We start from the raw sequence: 17,535 nt of genomic DNA, 5'->3' as shown, positions 1-17,535 counted from the left end.
AGAAGCTGTAATTAGTGAAAGAAAAGAGGCAATCACATGACTGAACGTTTAAAAGTAATGACAATTTTCGGGACACGTCCAGAAGCAATTAAAATGGCACCTCTTGTATTAGAGTTGCAAAAACACCCAGAAAAAATTGAATCGATTGTGACTGTAACAGCACAGCATCGCCAAATGTTAGATCAAGTATTAAATATCTTTGGAATTACGCCAGATTTCGATTTAAATATCATGAAAGACCGCCAAACTTTAATTGATGTTACAACGCGCGGTTTAGAAGGTTTGGATAAAGTAATGAAAGAAGCGAAGCCGGATATTGTACTTGTACATGGTGATACAACAACAACATTTATTGCAAGCTTAGCTGCTTTTTATAATCAAATTCCAGTAGGCCATGTTGAGGCGGGTCTTCGTACGTGGGATAAGTATTCTCCATACCCAGAAGAGATGAATCGTCAATTAACAGGTGTAATGGCGGATCTTCATTTCTCACCAACAGCAAAATCAGCAACGAACTTACAGAAGGAAAATAAAGATGAGTCACGTATTTTCATCACAGGAAATACAGCGATTGACGCGCTGCAAACGACTGTAAAAGAAACATATAGTCATCCTGTACTAGAGAAACTTGGAAATGATCGTCTTGTACTTATGACAGCTCACCGTCGTGAAAACTTAGGTGAACCGATGCGTAATATGTTCCGTGCAATTAAGCGTCTTGTTGATAAGCATGAAGATGTACAAGTTGTGTATCCTGTTCATATGAACCCTGTTGTTCGTGAAATAGCAAATGAAATTTTAGGTGAACATAATCGTATTCATTTAATTGAGCCGCTAGATGTAATTGATTTCCACAATGTTGCAGCTCGTTCATACTTAATGTTAACGGATTCTGGTGGTGTACAAGAAGAAGCTCCATCACTTGGGGTACCAGTTCTTGTTCTTCGTGATACAACAGAGCGCCCTGAAGGTATTGAAGCAGGTACGCTGAAATTAGCAGGAACAGACGAAGAGACAATCTTTGGTCTTGCAGATGAGTTGTTATCAGATAAAGAAGCTCATGATAAGATGGCGAAAGCATCTAACCCTTACGGTGATGGTCGTGCATCAGAGCGCATTGTAGAAGCGATTTTACAACACTTTAATAAGTAAATAAAAAAGGCCCAATCGGATAGATTGGGCCTTTTTGTTACGGCTGATTGCGCATAATCCACTCTGCATGAGCATTTGTAGAAGGTGGCGGATCAGTTGGTGTTTTATTTTTGTTTGTTTCTTTTTTTGCTTGTTCGTTAGAGTTAGAACTTGAATTTGAATCAGGATTTGAGTTGTTTTTTGTAGTTGGATTTTTTGCTTTTTCTCCTAATTCTTTTTCAATTTCGTTACGCACCGTTTCTACACTGATTGGATCTGGAAGGAAGTAATAAATACCGCCTATCTTTTTGTCTTCGCCTTCAAGCTTTAACGTTTGCATTGTAGAAGGATCAAATGCAGAAAGTTTATTGTAAAGAGCAAGTCCGTCTGAAATAGGAATGTCGGTTTTTATATATTTTCCAACGACAGCTGTTAAATCTTTAATTTTAAATACAGTAGAGGTGGAGTTTAGCTTTTGGGCAACAGCGGCTAGTAATTGTCTTTGTCTAGCAGCTCGACCATAATCGCCATTTGGATCTTGTTTTCGCATACGGACGTAAGCAAGTGCTTCTTCACCGTTTAAGTTTTGCTGTCCTTGCTTAAATTGAATTTTTTTGTAGTAATCTACGTCAGAGCGCTCCCAGAAATCGAAGGGTACGTCAACCGTAACGCCGCCGACAGCATCAACGATACCTTTAAAGCCTTGGAAATCAATTTTAAGATAATGGTCTACAGGAACTTTTAGAAAGCCTTCGACAGTTTTGATTGCCATTTCTTCTCCGCCGTAAGCATGGGCAGCGTTAATTTTGTCTTCCTTATTTTTACCAACAATTTTAACTCGAGAATCACGAGGAATACTCATAAGTGAAATCTTTTGAGTTTTCGGATTGACTGTTGCAAACATTAATGAGTCTGTACGACCATTTTGACCGTCTGTCGCATAATCTTCTATACCCATAATGAGAATTGTAAAAGGTTCCTTTGTAATTTCTACATCTTTGTTTCTTAAATCCGATTTTTCACGAGTAAAACCACTATACATCCCCATAAGAGAAGAGTAAGAATTTAACACATAAACTCCTATGCTGCCAAATAAAAATGCGAAAATAAGGAAGAAGAAAAGTTTCCTTCTTCGCTTCTTTTTTATTCTGCTATTTTGGAGATGATAATAACGTTCTTCCATATATAATCTCCTTAGTTCGTTAGTTCATTTGTAGGGAAGTAATTCACTACATTAATCTTTGAAGGTGATAAAAGAGTTATGCTTAGATAACATCTTGTTCTAAGTACAACATATCTCCTTCTGTAATTGTACATTTCCCGTTTGTTAATTCAATCATCCAATTTGTAAATGCTTGTTTGCCGTCTTCTTCTACATAAGTATCAAATGTGACATTTTCTAGATAATGTATATCTTTAATGGCATATTTTGAATTACGTAATTCATTTTCTACTTTGCCAAGTAATGTGTAATCAATCTCGGTTTGCATCACACGCATTAGTTTTCGCTGGACGACACCGACATGATTAATGCCTTCGCTTGTACACTTTCCATATGCACGAATTAATCCACCTGCGCCAAGTTTAATGCCACCAAAATAGCGTGTTACGACAACGACGGTATCTTTTAGCCCACGTTTTTTTAGTACTTCTAGCATTGGTACGCCAGCTGTACCGCTAGGCTCGCCGTCATCATTTGCTTTTTGAATATGATCTTGTTCGCCAATTAAATAAGCGGAACAATTATGTGTTGCATTCCAATGCTGTTTTTTTATTTTTTGTATAAATTCTTGAGCCTCTTCCTCAGTCGTTGCTCGGCTAATATAACAAATAAATCTTGATTTTTGAATGACGATTTCGTGTTCGCCGTAGTCTTTGATTGTTAAATATTGTAATAGCACTTGTATACGCCCCTATCTATCAAAATGACTAGTACTTTCCATTTTAAAAGCGAGCCTTTTTATATTCAAACATTTTTTCTAAATAGGCTGAAGTTTTTGGTGAGTATTTTATCTTTTTGTTGTAATTTGTCGAGATGGTGAGTATAATTTCAACCGGCATTTCCCTGTATGGATGCACCATTTGTAGTTTTCGTGTAAAATTAGGAAATAAAACTTTTTATAAGGCAGGTACGAAAATGAAAATAGCTATTGTTACTGATAGTACAGCATATATACCGAAGCAAATCCGTGATGAACTCAATATATATATGATTCCATTAAACGTTGTGTTTGGAACAGAATCTTATCAAGAAGAAGCTGAAATTTCAGCAGATGATTTTTATGTGAAAGTACGTGAACAAGAGGAACTTCCAAAAACTTCTCAACCAGCAATCGGAAAGTTTGTTGAGCTATATGAAGAACTAGCTAAAGATTATGATGCAGTTATTAGTATTCACCTATCAAGTGGAATTAGTGGTACATATCAAACATCAACGACAGCTGGACAGATGGTAGAGGGTATTGATGTATACACGTATGACTCTGAAATTAGTTGTGAAGTACAAGGATTTTATGTGCGTGAAGGTGCAAGGTTAGCAAGTGAAGGAAAGAGTCCAAAAGAGATTATTGCTCGTTTTGATGAAATGAAGAAAACGATGGACGCCTATTTTGTAGTTGATGATTTACATCATTTACAACGTGGTGGTCGATTAAATAGCGCGCAAGCTTTCATCGGCAGTCTGTTACAAGTGAAGCCAGTTTTATATTTTAGAGATAAAATCATTATTCCGTTTGAAAAGATTCGTACACGTAAAAAAGCATTAAAACGTATCATTGAAATTTTTGATGAGCAAGCAAGTAAAGGTGTACCTATGGAAGCAGTTATCATTCATGCGCAACGTGAAGAGGAAGCGAATGAATGGAAGAAAGAATTAGAAGCAAAATATCCTCACGTCACAATTCGTACAGGTTATTTTGGAGCTGTAATTGGTACGCACTTAGGTGAAGGTGCATTAGGTCTTGGATGGTATACGAAGTAATAAAGATATAAAAAGCTCTCTTTTTAAGAGGGTTTTTTTACGGGTATGTTACGTTTAGTTGACAAGTTAATATTTGGAAATGGTAAAATGTACGTAAAATAAAATAATGAGGAAAGTTTTATAACTTACTTTTTACAAGAAACTATATTATAATAGAAGAGAGGTGAAACATATGGAGCATAATTCTTGTTTATGTCCAAAGTTTGAGTCAGCTTTTACTCTGCTTAGTAAGAAGTGGACTGGCTTAATTATTAAATCTTTGCTTGAAGAGTCGAAACGTTTTAGAGAAATCGCAGATATTATCCCAAATATGAGCGATCGTATGTTGTCAGAGCGTTTGAAGGAATTGGAAAGCGAGGGCATTGTAGTTCGTAATGTCTATCCAGAAGTACCAGTTCGAATCGAGTATGGCTTAACTGACAAGGGAAAAGCGTTAGAAAGTGTTATGGATGAGGTCCAAAATTGGGCTGAGAAATGGATGAAGTAGCATTTCATTTGTATTCGTATATTTAATAAAACGTAAGGGATTCCTTACGTTTTTTCTTTGTTTATAGAATTAAGAAAAGTATATAAATTTCTACACACACATACAAAAATATACGAATTTTGCGCTAGAGCTACATATAATATTACATTTGTTTTACAAAAACGTAACATTAGCAAAAAAAATCCCGAATTATGGTATAAATTTTATAGGTTATATACGGAAAAAGAAAAAAGAAAGCGGTGTAAAAAATAAAATGAAAAAGCTAAAAATGGCATCTTGCGCATTAGTTGCAGGGTTAATGTTTTCAGGGCTAACACCAAATGTATTTGCAGAAGATAAAATTTCTGACGTGAAATCACAAATTAATACACAAAATGACACTTTACATAAACAACAACAAGAACGTGATGAATTACAAAAACAAATGAATGAATTAAACAAAACAATTCAAGGTTTAGATAAGTCTGTTCAAGAGAATGCTGCAAAGCTTGATGAAACAACGAAAAAAGTTTCTGATACTGAGCAATTAATTGAAAAGAAAAATAAAGATATTGCAGAATTACAAACGAAGATTGCAAAACGTGAAGAGTTATTAAGAAAGCGTTTAGTTGCACTTCAAGAACAACCAAATACGAACGTTGTAACAGAAGTTCTTGTAAACTCTAAAAACGTTGCAGATTTAGTTGATCGTTTAACTTCTGTCTCTAAAATTCTTGAGTCTGATGAAGATATCATGAAAACACAGCAAGAAGACCAAGCTAGTGTGAAAAAAGATGTTGCAACGGTAAAAGAGAAACAAAAAGAATTAAAAGAAGCACAAACTCAAATTGAAACTGCTAAGAAAGAACTTGACGCTGAAAAAGAGAAAAAAGCAACAGCGGTAAACGATTTAAGCGGTAAAATGGATACAGTTGTAACTACAATGACAAGTACAGAAGGTCAATTGAAAGAGCTTGAAAAACAAGCGTTACAATTACAACGTATTGCAGAAGAAGAAGCACAAGCAAAAGCTGCACAAGAAGCTGCTGCTCAAAAACAAGCAGAGCAAGCTGCTAAAGCTGCGCAAGCTCAGCCAGCACAAGCACCTGCAGAGCAAGCTGCACCAGCAAACAATGGTGGACAAGCTCAAAAAGAAGAGCCTAAAAAAGAAGAACCTAAAAAAGAGGAACCAAAAAAAGAAGAGCCTAAGAAAGAAGCACCTAAACAAGAAGAGAAAAAGCCAGCTCCAAATGTGGGTGGCGTAATTGGTAAAGCGCAAAGCTACTTAGGTTTACCATATGTTTGGGGAAGTGCATCTCCATCAAACGGTGGTTTTGATTGTAGTGGATTCATTTCTTACATTTTTGGTGTAGGTCGTCAAGACGTTGCAGGTTACTGGAACTCAGTTTCTAAAGTAGGTAGCCCACAACCAGGAGATTTAGTATTCTTCCAAGGTACTTATAAAGCAGGTCCATCTCACATCGGTATTTACGTTGGTAATGGCCAAATGATTCATGCTAGTGATAAAGGAATTGCGTACGGTGATATTAACAGCTCATATAACCAAAAACATTTCTTAGGTTACGGTCGATTCTAGGATTTATAAAAGAATAAAAAACGTGTATAAAGTCGATAGCTTACTATTTTATAAGTAGGTTATCGGCTTTTTTGAGTTTTTACGGGATTTGAAGAAGGGTTTATAGTAGTGCTGGAGGTGATTGTCGATGCTACCGGGGAAACAGTTGCTATTAGACGAACTTTCTTCAGATTTACAGAGGGAATTAAATGATTTGAAAAAGAAGGGAGAGGTCGTGTGTGTACAAGGTGTAAAAAAGAAGGCTTCTAAATATGTATGTCAGCGTTGTGGAAATATAGAACAGCGGCTATTTGCGTCGTTTTTATGTAAAAGGTGCAGTAAAGTGTGCACATATTGCCGGAAGTGTATAACGATGGGGAGGGTAAGTGAATGTGCTTTACTTGTTCGCGGGATTGCTGAAAGAAAGAGAGAAAAGAATTTAAACTTGTTACGGTGGAGCGGAACGTTGTCTACTGGTCAGAATTTGGCGGCGCAAGGAGTTATAGAGGCTATTAAGCGAAAAGAATCATTTTTTATTTGGGCTGTATGCGGGGCTGGGAAAACAGAGATGTTGTTTTACGGTATTAACGAAGCGCTTCAAAAAGGAGAAAGAGTTTGTATCGCAACGCCGCGAACGGATGTTGTTCTGGAATTAGCACCGAGATTACAAGAAGTATTTCCATATATAAAGGTAGCGGCTTTATATGGAGGGAGTGTGGATAAAGAAAAAGATGCAGTACTAGTCGTTGCAACCACGCATCAATTATTGCGTTATTATAGGGCGTTTCATGTCATGGTTGTAGATGAGATAGATGCTTTTCCATATTGTGCAGATCAAATGTTACAGTATGCGGTAAAACAAGCGATGAAAGAAAGAGCGGCGCGTATTTATTTAACTGCGACTCCAGATGAAACGTGGAAGCGAAAATTTAGAAGAGGTGAACAAAAAGGTGTTATTGTTTCTGGACGATATCACCGTCATCCTTTGCCAGTTCCTTTGTTTTGTTGGTGCGGGAATTGGAAAAAAAGCCTCATTCATAAAAGAATTCCTCGAGTTTTACTACAGTGGTTACAAACGTACTTAAATAAAAAATATCCTATTTTTTTATTTGTTCCCCATGTGCGATATATAGAAGAGATAAGCCTGTTGTTAAAGTCATTAAACAAGCGAATTGAAGGTGTACATGCAGAAGATCCGGGTAGAAAAGAAAAAGTAGCGGCTTTCAGAAAAGGAGAAATCCCATTATTAGTTACAACGACAATTTTAGAGCGAGGCGTAACAGTAAAAAATTTGCAAGTAGCGGTTTTAGGGGCGGAAGAAGAAATATTCTCAGAAAGTGCACTCGTACAAATTGCGGGCCGAGCAGGGCGGAGCTTTGAAGCACCGTATGGAGAGGTCGTTTATTTTCACTATGGTAAGACAGAGGCGATGGTGCGCGCGAAAAAACATATTCAAGGTATGAATAAAAATGCGAAAGAACAAGGATTGATCGATTAATGCATTGTTTACTTTGTGATGAGTGTTTTGTAGAAACGGTTAGTTGGTACAATTTTTTTGTAAAGTGTCATAGAAAATATATATGTGATAGATGTGAGCAGAAACTTTCCTATATTATAGGAGAAATTTGCATGGAGTGTGGGCGGCCTTTAGAATATGTTCCTGCCTCATTTCAAGAAGACGGTATTTGTATAGATTGTCTAAGGTGGATGAAAGAGGCGAAGTATCGTTCTTTTAAAAACCGTTCGTTATATATGTATGATGATGAGATGAAAGAAATAGTAGCGCAGTTTAAGTTTCGGGGGGATGCAGAGTTAGTGCGCATTTTTTATCGTCCTTTTCGAAGTTTATTTCAAAAGTATTTTGCTAATGTTTCAACCGTTATCGCTGTTCCGCTTAGTAAGGAAAGGGCAGTTGAACGTGGTTTTAATCAAGCTGAGTTATTAGCAACTTGTTTACCTGTCAAAATTTCTTATCCATCATTAAGAAGAAGGGAAACAGAAAAGCAAAGTAAGAAGACACGTAAAGAAAGGGTGTCAGGAAGCAATCCTTTTTATTTTCAGGGAGAAGAGATGTTTTCTGGGCAACATATTTTACTCGTTGATGATGTGTATACGACTGGAATTACAGTTAGGCAAATCGGAAGTTTGTTATATGAAAGAGGGGCAAGGGAAGTATCTAGTTTGACACTTTGTAGAAGTTAATATGGCAGTGTCGAAAGGGATAATAAAAAGGCGATAAGTCTTCTTTGACTTCATATGTTGTCATTCGTTATAGTCAAAATATGGGGCGAATGCCCTGATTTTTAGAGTGAAGGGAATGGAATGAACATGCAAGGAAGAGTGAAATGGTTCAATGCAGAAAAGGGATTTGGGTTTATTGAGCGTGAAGATGGTGACGATGTATTTGTCCATTTTTCTGCTATTCAACAAGATGGGTATAAGTCATTAGAAGAAGGGCAACAAGTAGAGTTTGACATTGTAGATGGAGCACGTGGACCACAAGCAGCTAATGTTGTGAAACTGTAGGGGATATTGTTTTGGGAAGAGAAAGCTGCGTTTGTGGCAACGTTATATATATGTAGTAGAACCTCTTGTTTTTCGCAAGGGGTTTTTTGTTATAGGGTAAGTTGTCAAAAAGTTGTTTCTTTTCTGTAACGAATTGTCCACAGTTATATTCGTTATTCACGATGTTAATAGGATAAAATAAAGATAGAAACGATGCATCTTTTCATTTCAACAAAAAACGATAAAAAAATCGCAATTCCACTAATTTTTTTAAAAAAGTTAGAAGGAGTTTTTAAGCCAGTGTCGAAATTATAGTACATAGGCTTGAAAGGAGGAATTCATCTATGAAATTCAACATTCGTGGTGAAAATATTGAAGTAACTCCAGCATTAAAGGAATATGTAGAGAAAAAACTAAGTAAGTTAGAGCGTTATTTTGATACATTCCCAGAGATTAAAGTTAATTTAAAAGTATACTCTGACAAGCAACGTGTCGAGGTAACAATACCATTTACTGATTTATTACTTCGTGCAGAAGAAACTAATAGCGATATGTACGCTGCTATCGATTTAGTAGTTGATAAACTTGAGCGACAAATTCGTAAACATAAAACAAAGGTAAATCGTAAGTTACGTGAGAAAGGTTCTGTGAAAACGAACTTTATCCTTCCAGAAGCAGTAGCTGTTCTGGATGCGGTAGAAGAGGATGAATTAGAACTTGTACGTACAAAACGATTCGATTTAAAACCGATGGACGTTGAAGAAGCGATCCTACAAATGGATATGCTAGGACATAATTTCTTCGTCTTCACAAATGCTGATACAAATGAAACTAATGTTGTATATGGCCGTAAAGATGGGAAATACGGTTTAATCGAAACTAAATAATAATTCAAAAGCGCAGCCGAAATGGCTGCGCTTTTTTGTATTGAGATTTTGAATGTGATTATCTCCATAAGTATGTACTTGTTAGGAGTATACTAATTTTGTTTAATTTAACAATATTTTATAATTGTAAATAAAATATTAAGTTTTCTGGAATCAATTGATAGTGTATTTTGCTTTTGTTATCTTTAAATTGCATTATATAGATTTACTTTGTTTCTTTAGTAAAAAAATAAAATCGATATAATGCTACAAATTATCGGAGGTGCTTTTAGTGAGCATTAAGAAAAAAAGTCGTTTTATGTTTGGATCTGTTTTATCGTTAGGTATTTTAGCTAGTACTTTTGCTTTAACCGAACCTGCTAAGGCTGATACAAAGGATGATCATGTAGAATTTACCTTTAGACTTTGGAATGCATATGATTTTACTAATGCACGTCCTAAAGAGACACCTACTTCTATGTATATGCGTGTAAAGAGTAGTGAGAAGGGCGGTGGTTCTTTTAACGTTTGGACAGAAGCTGATAAAAATAAAGGTAAAGGTAATAGAGATTGGGTAAATGTTTCAGGTGAGTCGGGTAAGCATGAAGGAACGGTGAAACCAGGTAAAACGTATCTTTTCCAAAATTACGCATATGAAAACTATGGGAAAAATGTACCTGTGAGATTTGGTGGTTATTCTAGAGAAAATAATGCTTATCCTACTGCTTGGAGTCCTGATAGTGTAAGACCGAGTGGACCTTACACTGAATATTGATTTAGAAATTATAAATTGAAATTATTTATTGTGTAGTACTAGAAAAAGTCGTATAGTTCCGAGTCTTGATTATACGGCTTTTCCTGCTATTTCATTTTTAAAATAGGAGGAGTTGTAATGAGGTTTATCTCAAGATATATTTTAGTTTGTTTTTTTATATTGAGTATTAGTTTCTTAGTTTCTTGTCAAAAGAAAGTAGATGAACCGATTGTAAATATTGAAGATACTTTAACGGAAAAAGATAATTTGAAAAGTATTCAGTTACAAGAAATTAAGAAAAATACTATTGTTGAACAAGTGTTTTTAAAAAGTGAAAATGGTCATGATTTCTTTCAAGGTCAAATAGAAAGAAATGATAGCTTAATAGAGGATAAGCTTTCAAATAAAAAATTAAAGTCAGGAGTTATACCAGAAAATTATTATGTTTTTTTAACGGGTGTGACGAATAAGAAAAAACCAACGTATCTTTTGGGACGGATTGAACAAATTGATGGAAAAATAATTCAGTGGAAACAAGAAGTTAAGAGTGTAAAAAGAAAAGGTACAAATGATGTTTATCAGTATGAAGTTGAGTTTCCTAAATTTGAAGGAGAGAGAGCAAATGTTTCTTTTCGTTACATTTGGTTAAATAAAGAAAATAAATGTTATGGTGTTGCGGATCAACTTTTCATATTAAAAAAGATTTAAATTTCATTAATGGTTTATGGAGGAGTTGTAGATGAGTTACTTTTTAGGAAGGATTTTAAAAGGTAGGATGTTTTGGTTGTCTGTATTTATTATGTTAGTAATTGTCATTGCTCAATATATTGCTATGTGTGTAACAACGAAAGGATTTAATGATGCTGGGATTATAAAGGTATCTCCATATTTATCTAACATTTTACATTTTAATAGACTACCATTTTATAGTGAATTTTATCTACTTATATTTCCTATGATTTCTGCAATGGCTGTAGCTGGGATTTATAGAATTGATAAAAATTATGGATTTATTTATCCTGTCATTTCTAAGATGGGAACGCGTCATTATTTTAGATTACTTTATTGTATTAATTTTATAGTATCTTTTTTTATTATAAGTGTCCCTTTACTATTTCATTTTTATTTATATGCGATGACTTATCCGACAGTTGCTCCGCATCCGATATTAAATTATATGGCGGCTACTGTTTCACCAACAGCTCAATTTAATACGGTTTATTATGAGTATCCTACTTTATATTTTCTAATGTATGTATTTTTAAATAGTTTATACGGTGCGGTTTTTTCGAGTTTGGCTTTATCAATTTCGTTTTTTATAAAACGAGTTTATTTTATTTATTTAGTTCCATTTGTTTTACATATTTTTTGGCTTGGTATTGGAAAAGGGATTCTCAATCCTAAAGATTATTTAATTAAAGATTTTGGCTTTTTTGAATTGCAAATTTTTCTTAGTGTCCTGTTATGTATTTGGTTTTGTTCTGTAGTTCTTTATTTACGGGGGAGTAGGAAGCATGTTCTTTTATAATGTAATGAAAGAAACTATAAGGATGAAATATGTTGGGTTAAGTATTCTCTTTTTACTTAATGTTAGTATCATTGGTTGCTTGTTCAATTATTTTGAACAGGGCATTGTAAAAGAGAAAATGAACGAATTGGAAACTTTGTATAAGGTTATGTCGTTTTATAATTTGTCGACTATATTTATTCCTTTAACAATTGTTTTTTCTGTATATTCTATGTCGAATTTTTTTAGTATTTATGTTGTTTACAGAGTGAATAATGTATTGAAATTAGTTTCCATATATTATATAAAGTTATTCGTTTTTGTTTCCTTTTTTGCTGGGAGTATGATTTTACAGTTGTTTTTGATGTCAAATAGGATGGCTATAACTAGTGTTGATGTAAATTATCCATTATTATTTTGCATTCAATTATTTGCGAGTGTTTTTATATGTATGATAAGTGCTTTATTGCAATTATTTTTACCTAGTTTACTTGTAATAATATGTATGATTACTGCTGTTTTATTAGATAGATTTATATTACATGGATTTTTATTTACAAATGCTTTTTATATAAATGTGTTTGAAGATGCTACTGGTTTATTTATACGCTTATTTGGCTGTTTTTTTATCTTTTTTATAAGTGTATGGATTTTATCTAAAAAAAGTTATATTTCTATGAATGATGAGACAGAGGTGATCTAGTTTACATTATGATCTTATATTATTTGTTAAAAAGAGATTTACATGTAAGGTTTCGAGATTCCATCAAGATAATGGCTTTTTTATTCTTAATTTACGCTATTATTGCAATTGCTTTTTTATACAATCAGCCTCTTAGTAATGGTAAAGAATCTGTATTAGTAGATGTTACCTTTTATCGATTTTTTCATGGAGTAGACTTTGTGGATTTATCTTATTTTTATAAGGAGGGGCGATTTTCTATTCCTTTTTATTGGATATTCTTTCAAATCACTCCTTTGTTGCTTGTAGGGAATTTTGCTTTTTCAGATATTCAACAGAATGGTGTTTATTTATTTCCTCGTGTTAAGAAGAAGCATTTTCTGTGGTTAACGAAAATGCTATCTTTGTTTTTTTACATAGTTTGTATTTGGGTTGTTATGTATTTTATTTGGTTTACGGTGTACTATTTGCTTACTTTTGGCGAGAGTTCTTTATATAGTCAATTTTCTTATAAAATATTAGGTACTATGCTAATTCAAATAATTATAAGCTTTTTATTAGCTTTGATTTTTGAGTTTTTAACGTTTTATATACCAATAACTATTGTTTTTGTACTAATGTTGTTGTACCTGTTTTTGTCTATTTTCTTTCATAGTATTTATTTTTTAGGCTCTTTTGTTATGCCAAATCGTTGGTATTTTGTTGATCACAGTTCAATTCAATTGACTTTAGGTAATAATCAATCTATTCAATGGAATGATTTACTCCTAATAGGGGTAGTAATTGTTGTTGTAATGATTTTATTAGGTAGTTTTTGTTTTAAAAAACTAGATGTGATAGGTGAATAATTTATGGACAATTATATTAAATGTGAATGTATGACGAAAAGATTAAAAGGAAATATTGTGTTAGATAATATTAATTTGTCAGTAAAAAAAGGCGAATTTTTAGTTTTGAAGGGGCATAATGGCTCTGGTAAAACGATGATTTTACGCGCTATATCAGGGTTAATGCGTTTGAATTCTGGAGTTGTTTATGTAGATAATGAAATAATTGGAAAACAAAGGCAATTCCCTGATTCTATGGGGATATTGATTGAATATCCAAGTTTTATTCCAGCGTATACTGGTTTTCAGAACTTGAAATTTTTATCATCGATTAATAATAAAATTTCTGATGAGGAAATTTATAATATTATTCAGAGGGTTGGACTTGATAAAACAGATAAGAGAAAGTATAAAAGATACTCTTTAGGTATGAAACAACGTTTAGGGATAGCGCAAGCTTTAATGGAACAACCAAAATTATTGTTATTAGACGAGCCAACTAATGCTTTAGATAGTGATGGGATAAAAGATGTTTTAGATATTTTGGAAGTAGAAAAATCTAAAGGAACGACTATTATAGTAGCTAGTCATGATGTGCATGTCCTGGATAATGGTATAGTAGATCGCATTGTACATGTTAATAATGGAAAGTTGGTAGATTAAGAGTGACAAGAAATCATGTCTTAATAATCATTGGATTGTGTCTGTTGCTATGTATATTTGCTAGTTTATTTAGATTTAAAACATTAAATCTAAATAATGAATCTTATAAAGTGGTAAAAGATGAATTTTTATCTAATAGAACTTTTGAAGATGGACAAGGAGTTACGTTTCATGCTCTTGATCCTCTTGATCCTACAAAAGTTTATGATCCTTATGAAGACCGTGAAGTAGTGACGTATGTTTTACCTTTAAATATTACAAATACAACAAATCTGGATATTAACTTGCTTAGTAATGAGTCTATTTCCGATACATTGTTTTATTCTAAAATAGGCGAGTTTTATAATGTAATTCCGTATGCAATGGAGTTACCTAAACAATATCAGTTTGATCCTGTAATACCTGCTGGTAAAACAGTACGAGGATATATAGGGACAAATTATTTTATAGGAGATGACCCTTATAAAAATTATAAAAACTTTTCAAATGAATCAACTAAGGTGAAATTTATTTCTTTTATGAAGGATAAGAAAGGGAAATATCATGAATTAGAAATACCAATAAATTAATAAAATTCGTGATTGATCCAGATATATTTTAAGGGTGTTTTTTGCTGTGGTTGAGTAGATTTTGCAACATAACAGTATCGTTTAAAGTCGGAGTTGTTTCGCAGGTGTAAGTATCTATGGATGCTGCACCTGCGGAATTTCCGACTTTTTGTAATTGTTCATTTAAAACTAATAGATTTCCTTCGATTATCCTCTTTTAAAGTGGGATATTTAATACGGAATTTGCAATAGAGGGATAGAGAAAAGACATATTAGTTTGTTGGAACAAATGAAATGAAAACTTTTTTGAATATAAGGCCTGACATTCGGCCGATTGTTGTCATAGTTATAAGACAAGTGTTACAATTATCATTAGGTATATACATTTTAGTTTTTTTAATTAGGAGAAAAATTGGCATAACATACATTTGATTTTTACAACGACTGATTGTAATAGAGAAAAAGAAAAACAATCGGAAGTTTTATTTTAATAAAAGAGGAGCGTATTTCCTATGATCGGTATTTTAAAAAAGGTGTTTGATGTAAACCAACGCCAAATTAAACGTATGCAAAAGACAGTTGAGCAAATTGATGCATTAGAGTCATCTATTAAGCCACTAACTGATGAACAATTAAAAGGAAAGACGCTTGAATTTAAAGAACGTCTAACAAAAGGTGAAACAGTAGATGATCTACTACCTGAAGCTTTTGCAGTTGTTCGCGAAGCGGCAACTCGTGTTCTTGGAATGCGTCCATATGGCGTACAGTTAATGGGTGGTATTGCCTTACATGAAGGGAATATTTCTGAGATGAAAACGGGTGAAGGTAAAACGTTAACATCTACATTACCTGTATATTTAAATGCTTTAACAGGAAAAGGTGTTCACGTTGTTACAGTCAATGAATACTTAGCACAACGTGATGCGAACGAAATGGGACAACTTCATGAGTTCCTTGGCTTAACGGTAGGAATTAACTTAAACCATATGTCACGCGAAGAGAAACAAGAGGCTTATGCTGCTGATATTACGTATAGCACAAATAATGAGCTTGGATTCGATTACTTACGTGACAACATGGTTTTATATAAAGAGCAGTGCGTTCAACGTCCACTTCACTTTGCTATTATCGATGAAGTCGATTCTATTTTAGTCGATGAAGCGCGTACGCCGCTTATTATTTCGGGACAAGCTCAAAAATCAACAGAGCTATACATGTTTGCAAATGCATTCGTTCGTACGTTAGAAAATGAAAAAGAGTATTCATTTGATGTGAAAACGAAAAATGTAATGTTAACAGAAGATGGTATTACGAAAGCAGAGAAAGCTTTCCATATTGAAAACTTATTCGATTTAAAACATGTAGCACTTCTTCACCATATTAATCAGGCGCTTCGTGCACACGTTGTTATGCACCGTGATACAGATTATGTTGTACAAGAAGGCGAAATCGTAATTGTAGACCAATTTACTGGTCGTCTTATGAAAGGTCGTCGTTATAGCGAAGGATTACACCAAGCGATTGAAGCAAAAGAAGGTGTAGAAATTCAAAATGAGAGTATGACGCTTGCGACAATTACATTCCAGAACTACTTCCGTATGTATGAAAAATTATCTGGTATGACTGGTACAGCGAAAACAGAGGAAGAGGAATTCCGTAACATTTACAATATGAACGTTATTGTAATTCCAACAAACAAACCGATTATTCGTGATGATCGTGCTGATTTAATCTTTAAATCAATGGAAGGTAAGTTCAATGCTGTTGTTGAGGATATTGTAAATCGTCATAAACAAGGGCAACCTGTTCTTGTAGGTACAGTTGCAATTGAAACTTCAGAGCTTATTTCAAAAATGTTAACACGTAAAGGTGTACGTCATAACATTTTAAATGCGAAAAACCATGCGCGTGAAGCAGATATCATTGCAGAAGCCGGTATGAAAGGTGCTGTAACGATTGCAACGAATATGGCTGGTCGTGGTACAGATATTAAGCTTGGAGATGATGTGAAAATCTTCGGTCTAGCAGTTATCGGTACAGAACGTCATGAAAGCCGTCGTATTGATAATCAGTTACGTGGTCGTGCTGGTCGTCAAGGGGACCCTGGTGTGACGCAGTTCTACTTATCAATGGAAGATGAATTAATGCGCCGATTTGGTTCAGATAATATGAAAGCAATGATGGATCGTCTTGGTATGGATGATTCTCAGCCAATTGAAAGTAAAATGGTTTCTCGTGCGGTAGAGTCTGCACAAAAACGTGTTGAAGGAAATAACTATGATGCACGTAAGCAGTTATTACAATACGATGATGTACTTCGTCAGCAACGTGAAGTTATTTATAAGCAACGTCAAGAAGTAATGGAATCGGAAAACTTACGTGGCATTATTGAAGGTATGATGAAATCTACAGTAGAACGTGCTGTTGCGCTTCATACACAAGAGGAAATTGAAGAGGATTGGAACATTAAAGGTCTTGTTGACTACTTAAATACAAACCTTCTTCAAGAAGGAGACATAAAAGAAGAAGAATTACGTCGCCTTGCTCCTGAGGAAATGAGCGAACCGATTATCGCGAAATTAATAGAGCGTTATAATGACAAAGAAAAGCTTATGCCAGAAGAGCAAATGCGTGAGTTTGAGAAGGTTGTTGTATTCCGCGTTGTAGATACGAAATGGACAGAGCATATTGATGCGATGGATCACCTTCGTGAAGGTATTCATTTACGTGCTTACGGTCAAATTGATCCACTTCGTGAGTACCAAATGGAAGGATTCGCGATGTTCGAGTCAATGGTTGCTTCTATTGAAGAGGAAATTTCTCGTTACATTATGAAAGCTGAAATTGAACAAAACTTAGAACGTCAAGAAGTTGTTCAAGGTGAAGCTGTTCATCCATCTAGCGATGGCGAAGAAGCGAAGAAAAAGCCAGTTGTAAAAGGTGACCAAGTGGGCCGCAACGATTTATGTAAATGTGGTAGCGGTAAAAAATATAAAAACTGCTGTGGTATTGTTCAGTAATATAGGGCGG

18 protein-coding genes are annotated in these 17,535 nt (G+C 34.3%); 16 read left to right on the top strand and 2 right to left on the bottom strand.

The genetic code is table 11. The features are described 5' to 3' along the window. Nucleotides 1–36: 36 nt before the first annotated feature. The gene (gene wecB, locus BM089_RS22580) at nucleotides 37–1,152 is read left to right on the top strand and encodes a non-hydrolyzing UDP-N-acetylglucosamine 2-epimerase (protein WP_000140121.1); all 1,116 of its coding nucleotides are present in this window, start codon (nucleotides 37–39) and stop codon (nucleotides 1,150–1,152) included. A gap of 37 nt (nucleotides 1,153–1,189) precedes the next feature. Here wecB and BM089_RS22575 read toward each other — a convergent pair whose 3' ends face one another. Both BM089_RS22575 and BM089_RS22570 read right to left on the bottom strand, forming a co-directional pair. Then, complete coding sequence (locus tag BM089_RS22575; RefSeq protein ID WP_090978135.1) at nucleotides 1,190–2,314, bottom strand: LCP family protein; 1,125 nt, start codon at nucleotides 2,312–2,314, stop codon at nucleotides 1,190–1,192. Between the two features lie 82 nt (nucleotides 2,315–2,396). Then, complete coding sequence (locus BM089_RS22570; protein WP_000926670.1) at nucleotides 2,397–3,032, bottom strand: YigZ family protein; 636 nt, start codon at nucleotides 3,030–3,032, stop codon at nucleotides 2,397–2,399. A gap of 236 nt (nucleotides 3,033–3,268) precedes the next feature. Between BM089_RS22570 and BM089_RS22565 the strand changes: the two genes are divergently transcribed. From BM089_RS22565 to secA, 15 genes are all read left to right on the top strand, one after another. After that, nucleotides 3,269–4,111: a DegV family protein gene (locus tag BM089_RS22565; protein ID WP_000684727.1), complete on the top strand. Its 843-nt coding sequence runs from the start codon at nucleotides 3,269–3,271 to the stop codon at nucleotides 4,109–4,111. 172 nt (nucleotides 4,112–4,283) lie between these two features. Next, complete coding sequence (locus BM089_RS22555) at nucleotides 4,284–4,598, top strand: winged helix-turn-helix transcriptional regulator (RefSeq protein ID WP_000400857.1); 315 nt, start codon at nucleotides 4,284–4,286, stop codon at nucleotides 4,596–4,598. Nucleotides 4,599–4,746: 148 nt separating this feature from the next. Then, nucleotides 4,747–6,174, top strand: a complete 1,428-nt coding sequence (locus BM089_RS22550) for a C40 family peptidase (RefSeq protein ID WP_000499491.1) — start codon at nucleotides 4,747–4,749, stop codon at nucleotides 6,172–6,174. A 127-nt stretch (nucleotides 6,175–6,301) separates the two neighbouring features. Further along, on the top strand, nucleotides 6,302–7,651 hold the full coding sequence (gene comFA / locus BM089_RS22545; RefSeq protein WP_090978133.1) for an ATP-dependent helicase ComFA: 1,350 nt from the start codon (nucleotides 6,302–6,304) through the stop codon (nucleotides 7,649–7,651). After that, nucleotides 7,651–8,355 carry a ComF family protein gene (locus BM089_RS22540; RefSeq protein WP_090978131.1) on the top strand — a complete coding sequence of 235 codons (705 nt, stop codon included), beginning with the start codon at nucleotides 7,651–7,653 and terminating at the stop codon, nucleotides 8,353–8,355. The genes comFA and BM089_RS22540 overlap by 1 nt, the downstream gene beginning before the upstream one ends. Before the next feature lie 126 nt (nucleotides 8,356–8,481). After that, nucleotides 8,482–8,679, top strand: coding sequence for a cold shock protein CspC (cspC, locus tag BM089_RS22535; RefSeq protein ID WP_001990088.1), 198 nt, complete (start codon nucleotides 8,482–8,484; stop codon nucleotides 8,677–8,679). 323 nt (nucleotides 8,680–9,002) lie between these two features. Next, nucleotides 9,003–9,545, top strand: a complete 543-nt coding sequence (raiA, locus tag BM089_RS22530; protein WP_000671193.1) for a ribosome hibernation-promoting factor, HPF/YfiA family — start codon at nucleotides 9,003–9,005, stop codon at nucleotides 9,543–9,545. Nucleotides 9,546–9,816: 271 nt separating this feature from the next. Next, nucleotides 9,817–10,299, top strand: a complete 483-nt coding sequence (locus tag BM089_RS22525) for a hypothetical protein (RefSeq protein ID WP_000023374.1) — start codon at nucleotides 9,817–9,819, stop codon at nucleotides 10,297–10,299. Nucleotides 10,300–10,416: 117 nt separating this feature from the next. Next, entirely contained in the window at nucleotides 10,417–10,986 is a 570-nt protein-coding gene (locus tag BM089_RS22520) for a hypothetical protein (protein ID WP_001211060.1), read from the top strand. A 31-nt stretch (nucleotides 10,987–11,017) separates the two neighbouring features. After that, nucleotides 11,018–11,806, top strand: coding sequence for a hypothetical protein (locus BM089_RS22515; protein ID WP_000120050.1), 789 nt, complete (start codon nucleotides 11,018–11,020; stop codon nucleotides 11,804–11,806). Then, a complete protein-coding gene (locus tag BM089_RS22510) occupies nucleotides 11,793–12,488 on the top strand; it encodes a hypothetical protein (RefSeq protein ID WP_016513226.1) in 696 nt (231 codons plus the stop codon). Before BM089_RS22515 ends, BM089_RS22510 begins: the two co-directional genes overlap by 14 nt. A 71-nt stretch (nucleotides 12,489–12,559) precedes the next feature. Continuing rightward, entirely contained in the window at nucleotides 12,560–13,315 is a 756-nt protein-coding gene (locus BM089_RS22505) for a hypothetical protein (RefSeq protein WP_002094202.1), read from the top strand. 3 nt (nucleotides 13,316–13,318) lie between these two features. Next, a complete protein-coding gene (locus tag BM089_RS22500; protein ID WP_029443606.1) occupies nucleotides 13,319–13,957 on the top strand; it encodes an ATP-binding cassette domain-containing protein in 639 nt (212 codons plus the stop codon). Nucleotides 13,958–13,998: 41 nt separating this feature from the next. After that, the gene (locus BM089_RS22495) at nucleotides 13,999–14,526 is read left to right on the top strand and encodes a hypothetical protein (protein ID WP_090978155.1); all 528 of its coding nucleotides are present in this window, start codon (nucleotides 13,999–14,001) and stop codon (nucleotides 14,524–14,526) included. Nucleotides 14,527–15,017: 491 nt separating this feature from the next. Further along, nucleotides 15,018–17,525 (top strand): preprotein translocase subunit SecA, encoded by a 2,508-nt coding sequence (gene secA, locus BM089_RS22490; protein WP_078400870.1) that lies wholly within the window; start codon nucleotides 15,018–15,020, stop codon nucleotides 17,523–17,525. Nucleotides 17,526–17,535 lie beyond the last annotated feature (10 nt).

The sequence above is a fragment of the Bacillus sp. 5mfcol3.1 genome (assembly GCF_900114335.1).
Classification (GTDB): Bacteria; Bacillota; Bacilli; order Bacillales; family Bacillaceae_G; genus Bacillus_A; species Bacillus_A thuringiensis_S.
The sequence above is the reverse complement of the archived record's forward strand: the minus strand, read 5'-3'. Positions and strand labels throughout refer to the sequence as shown.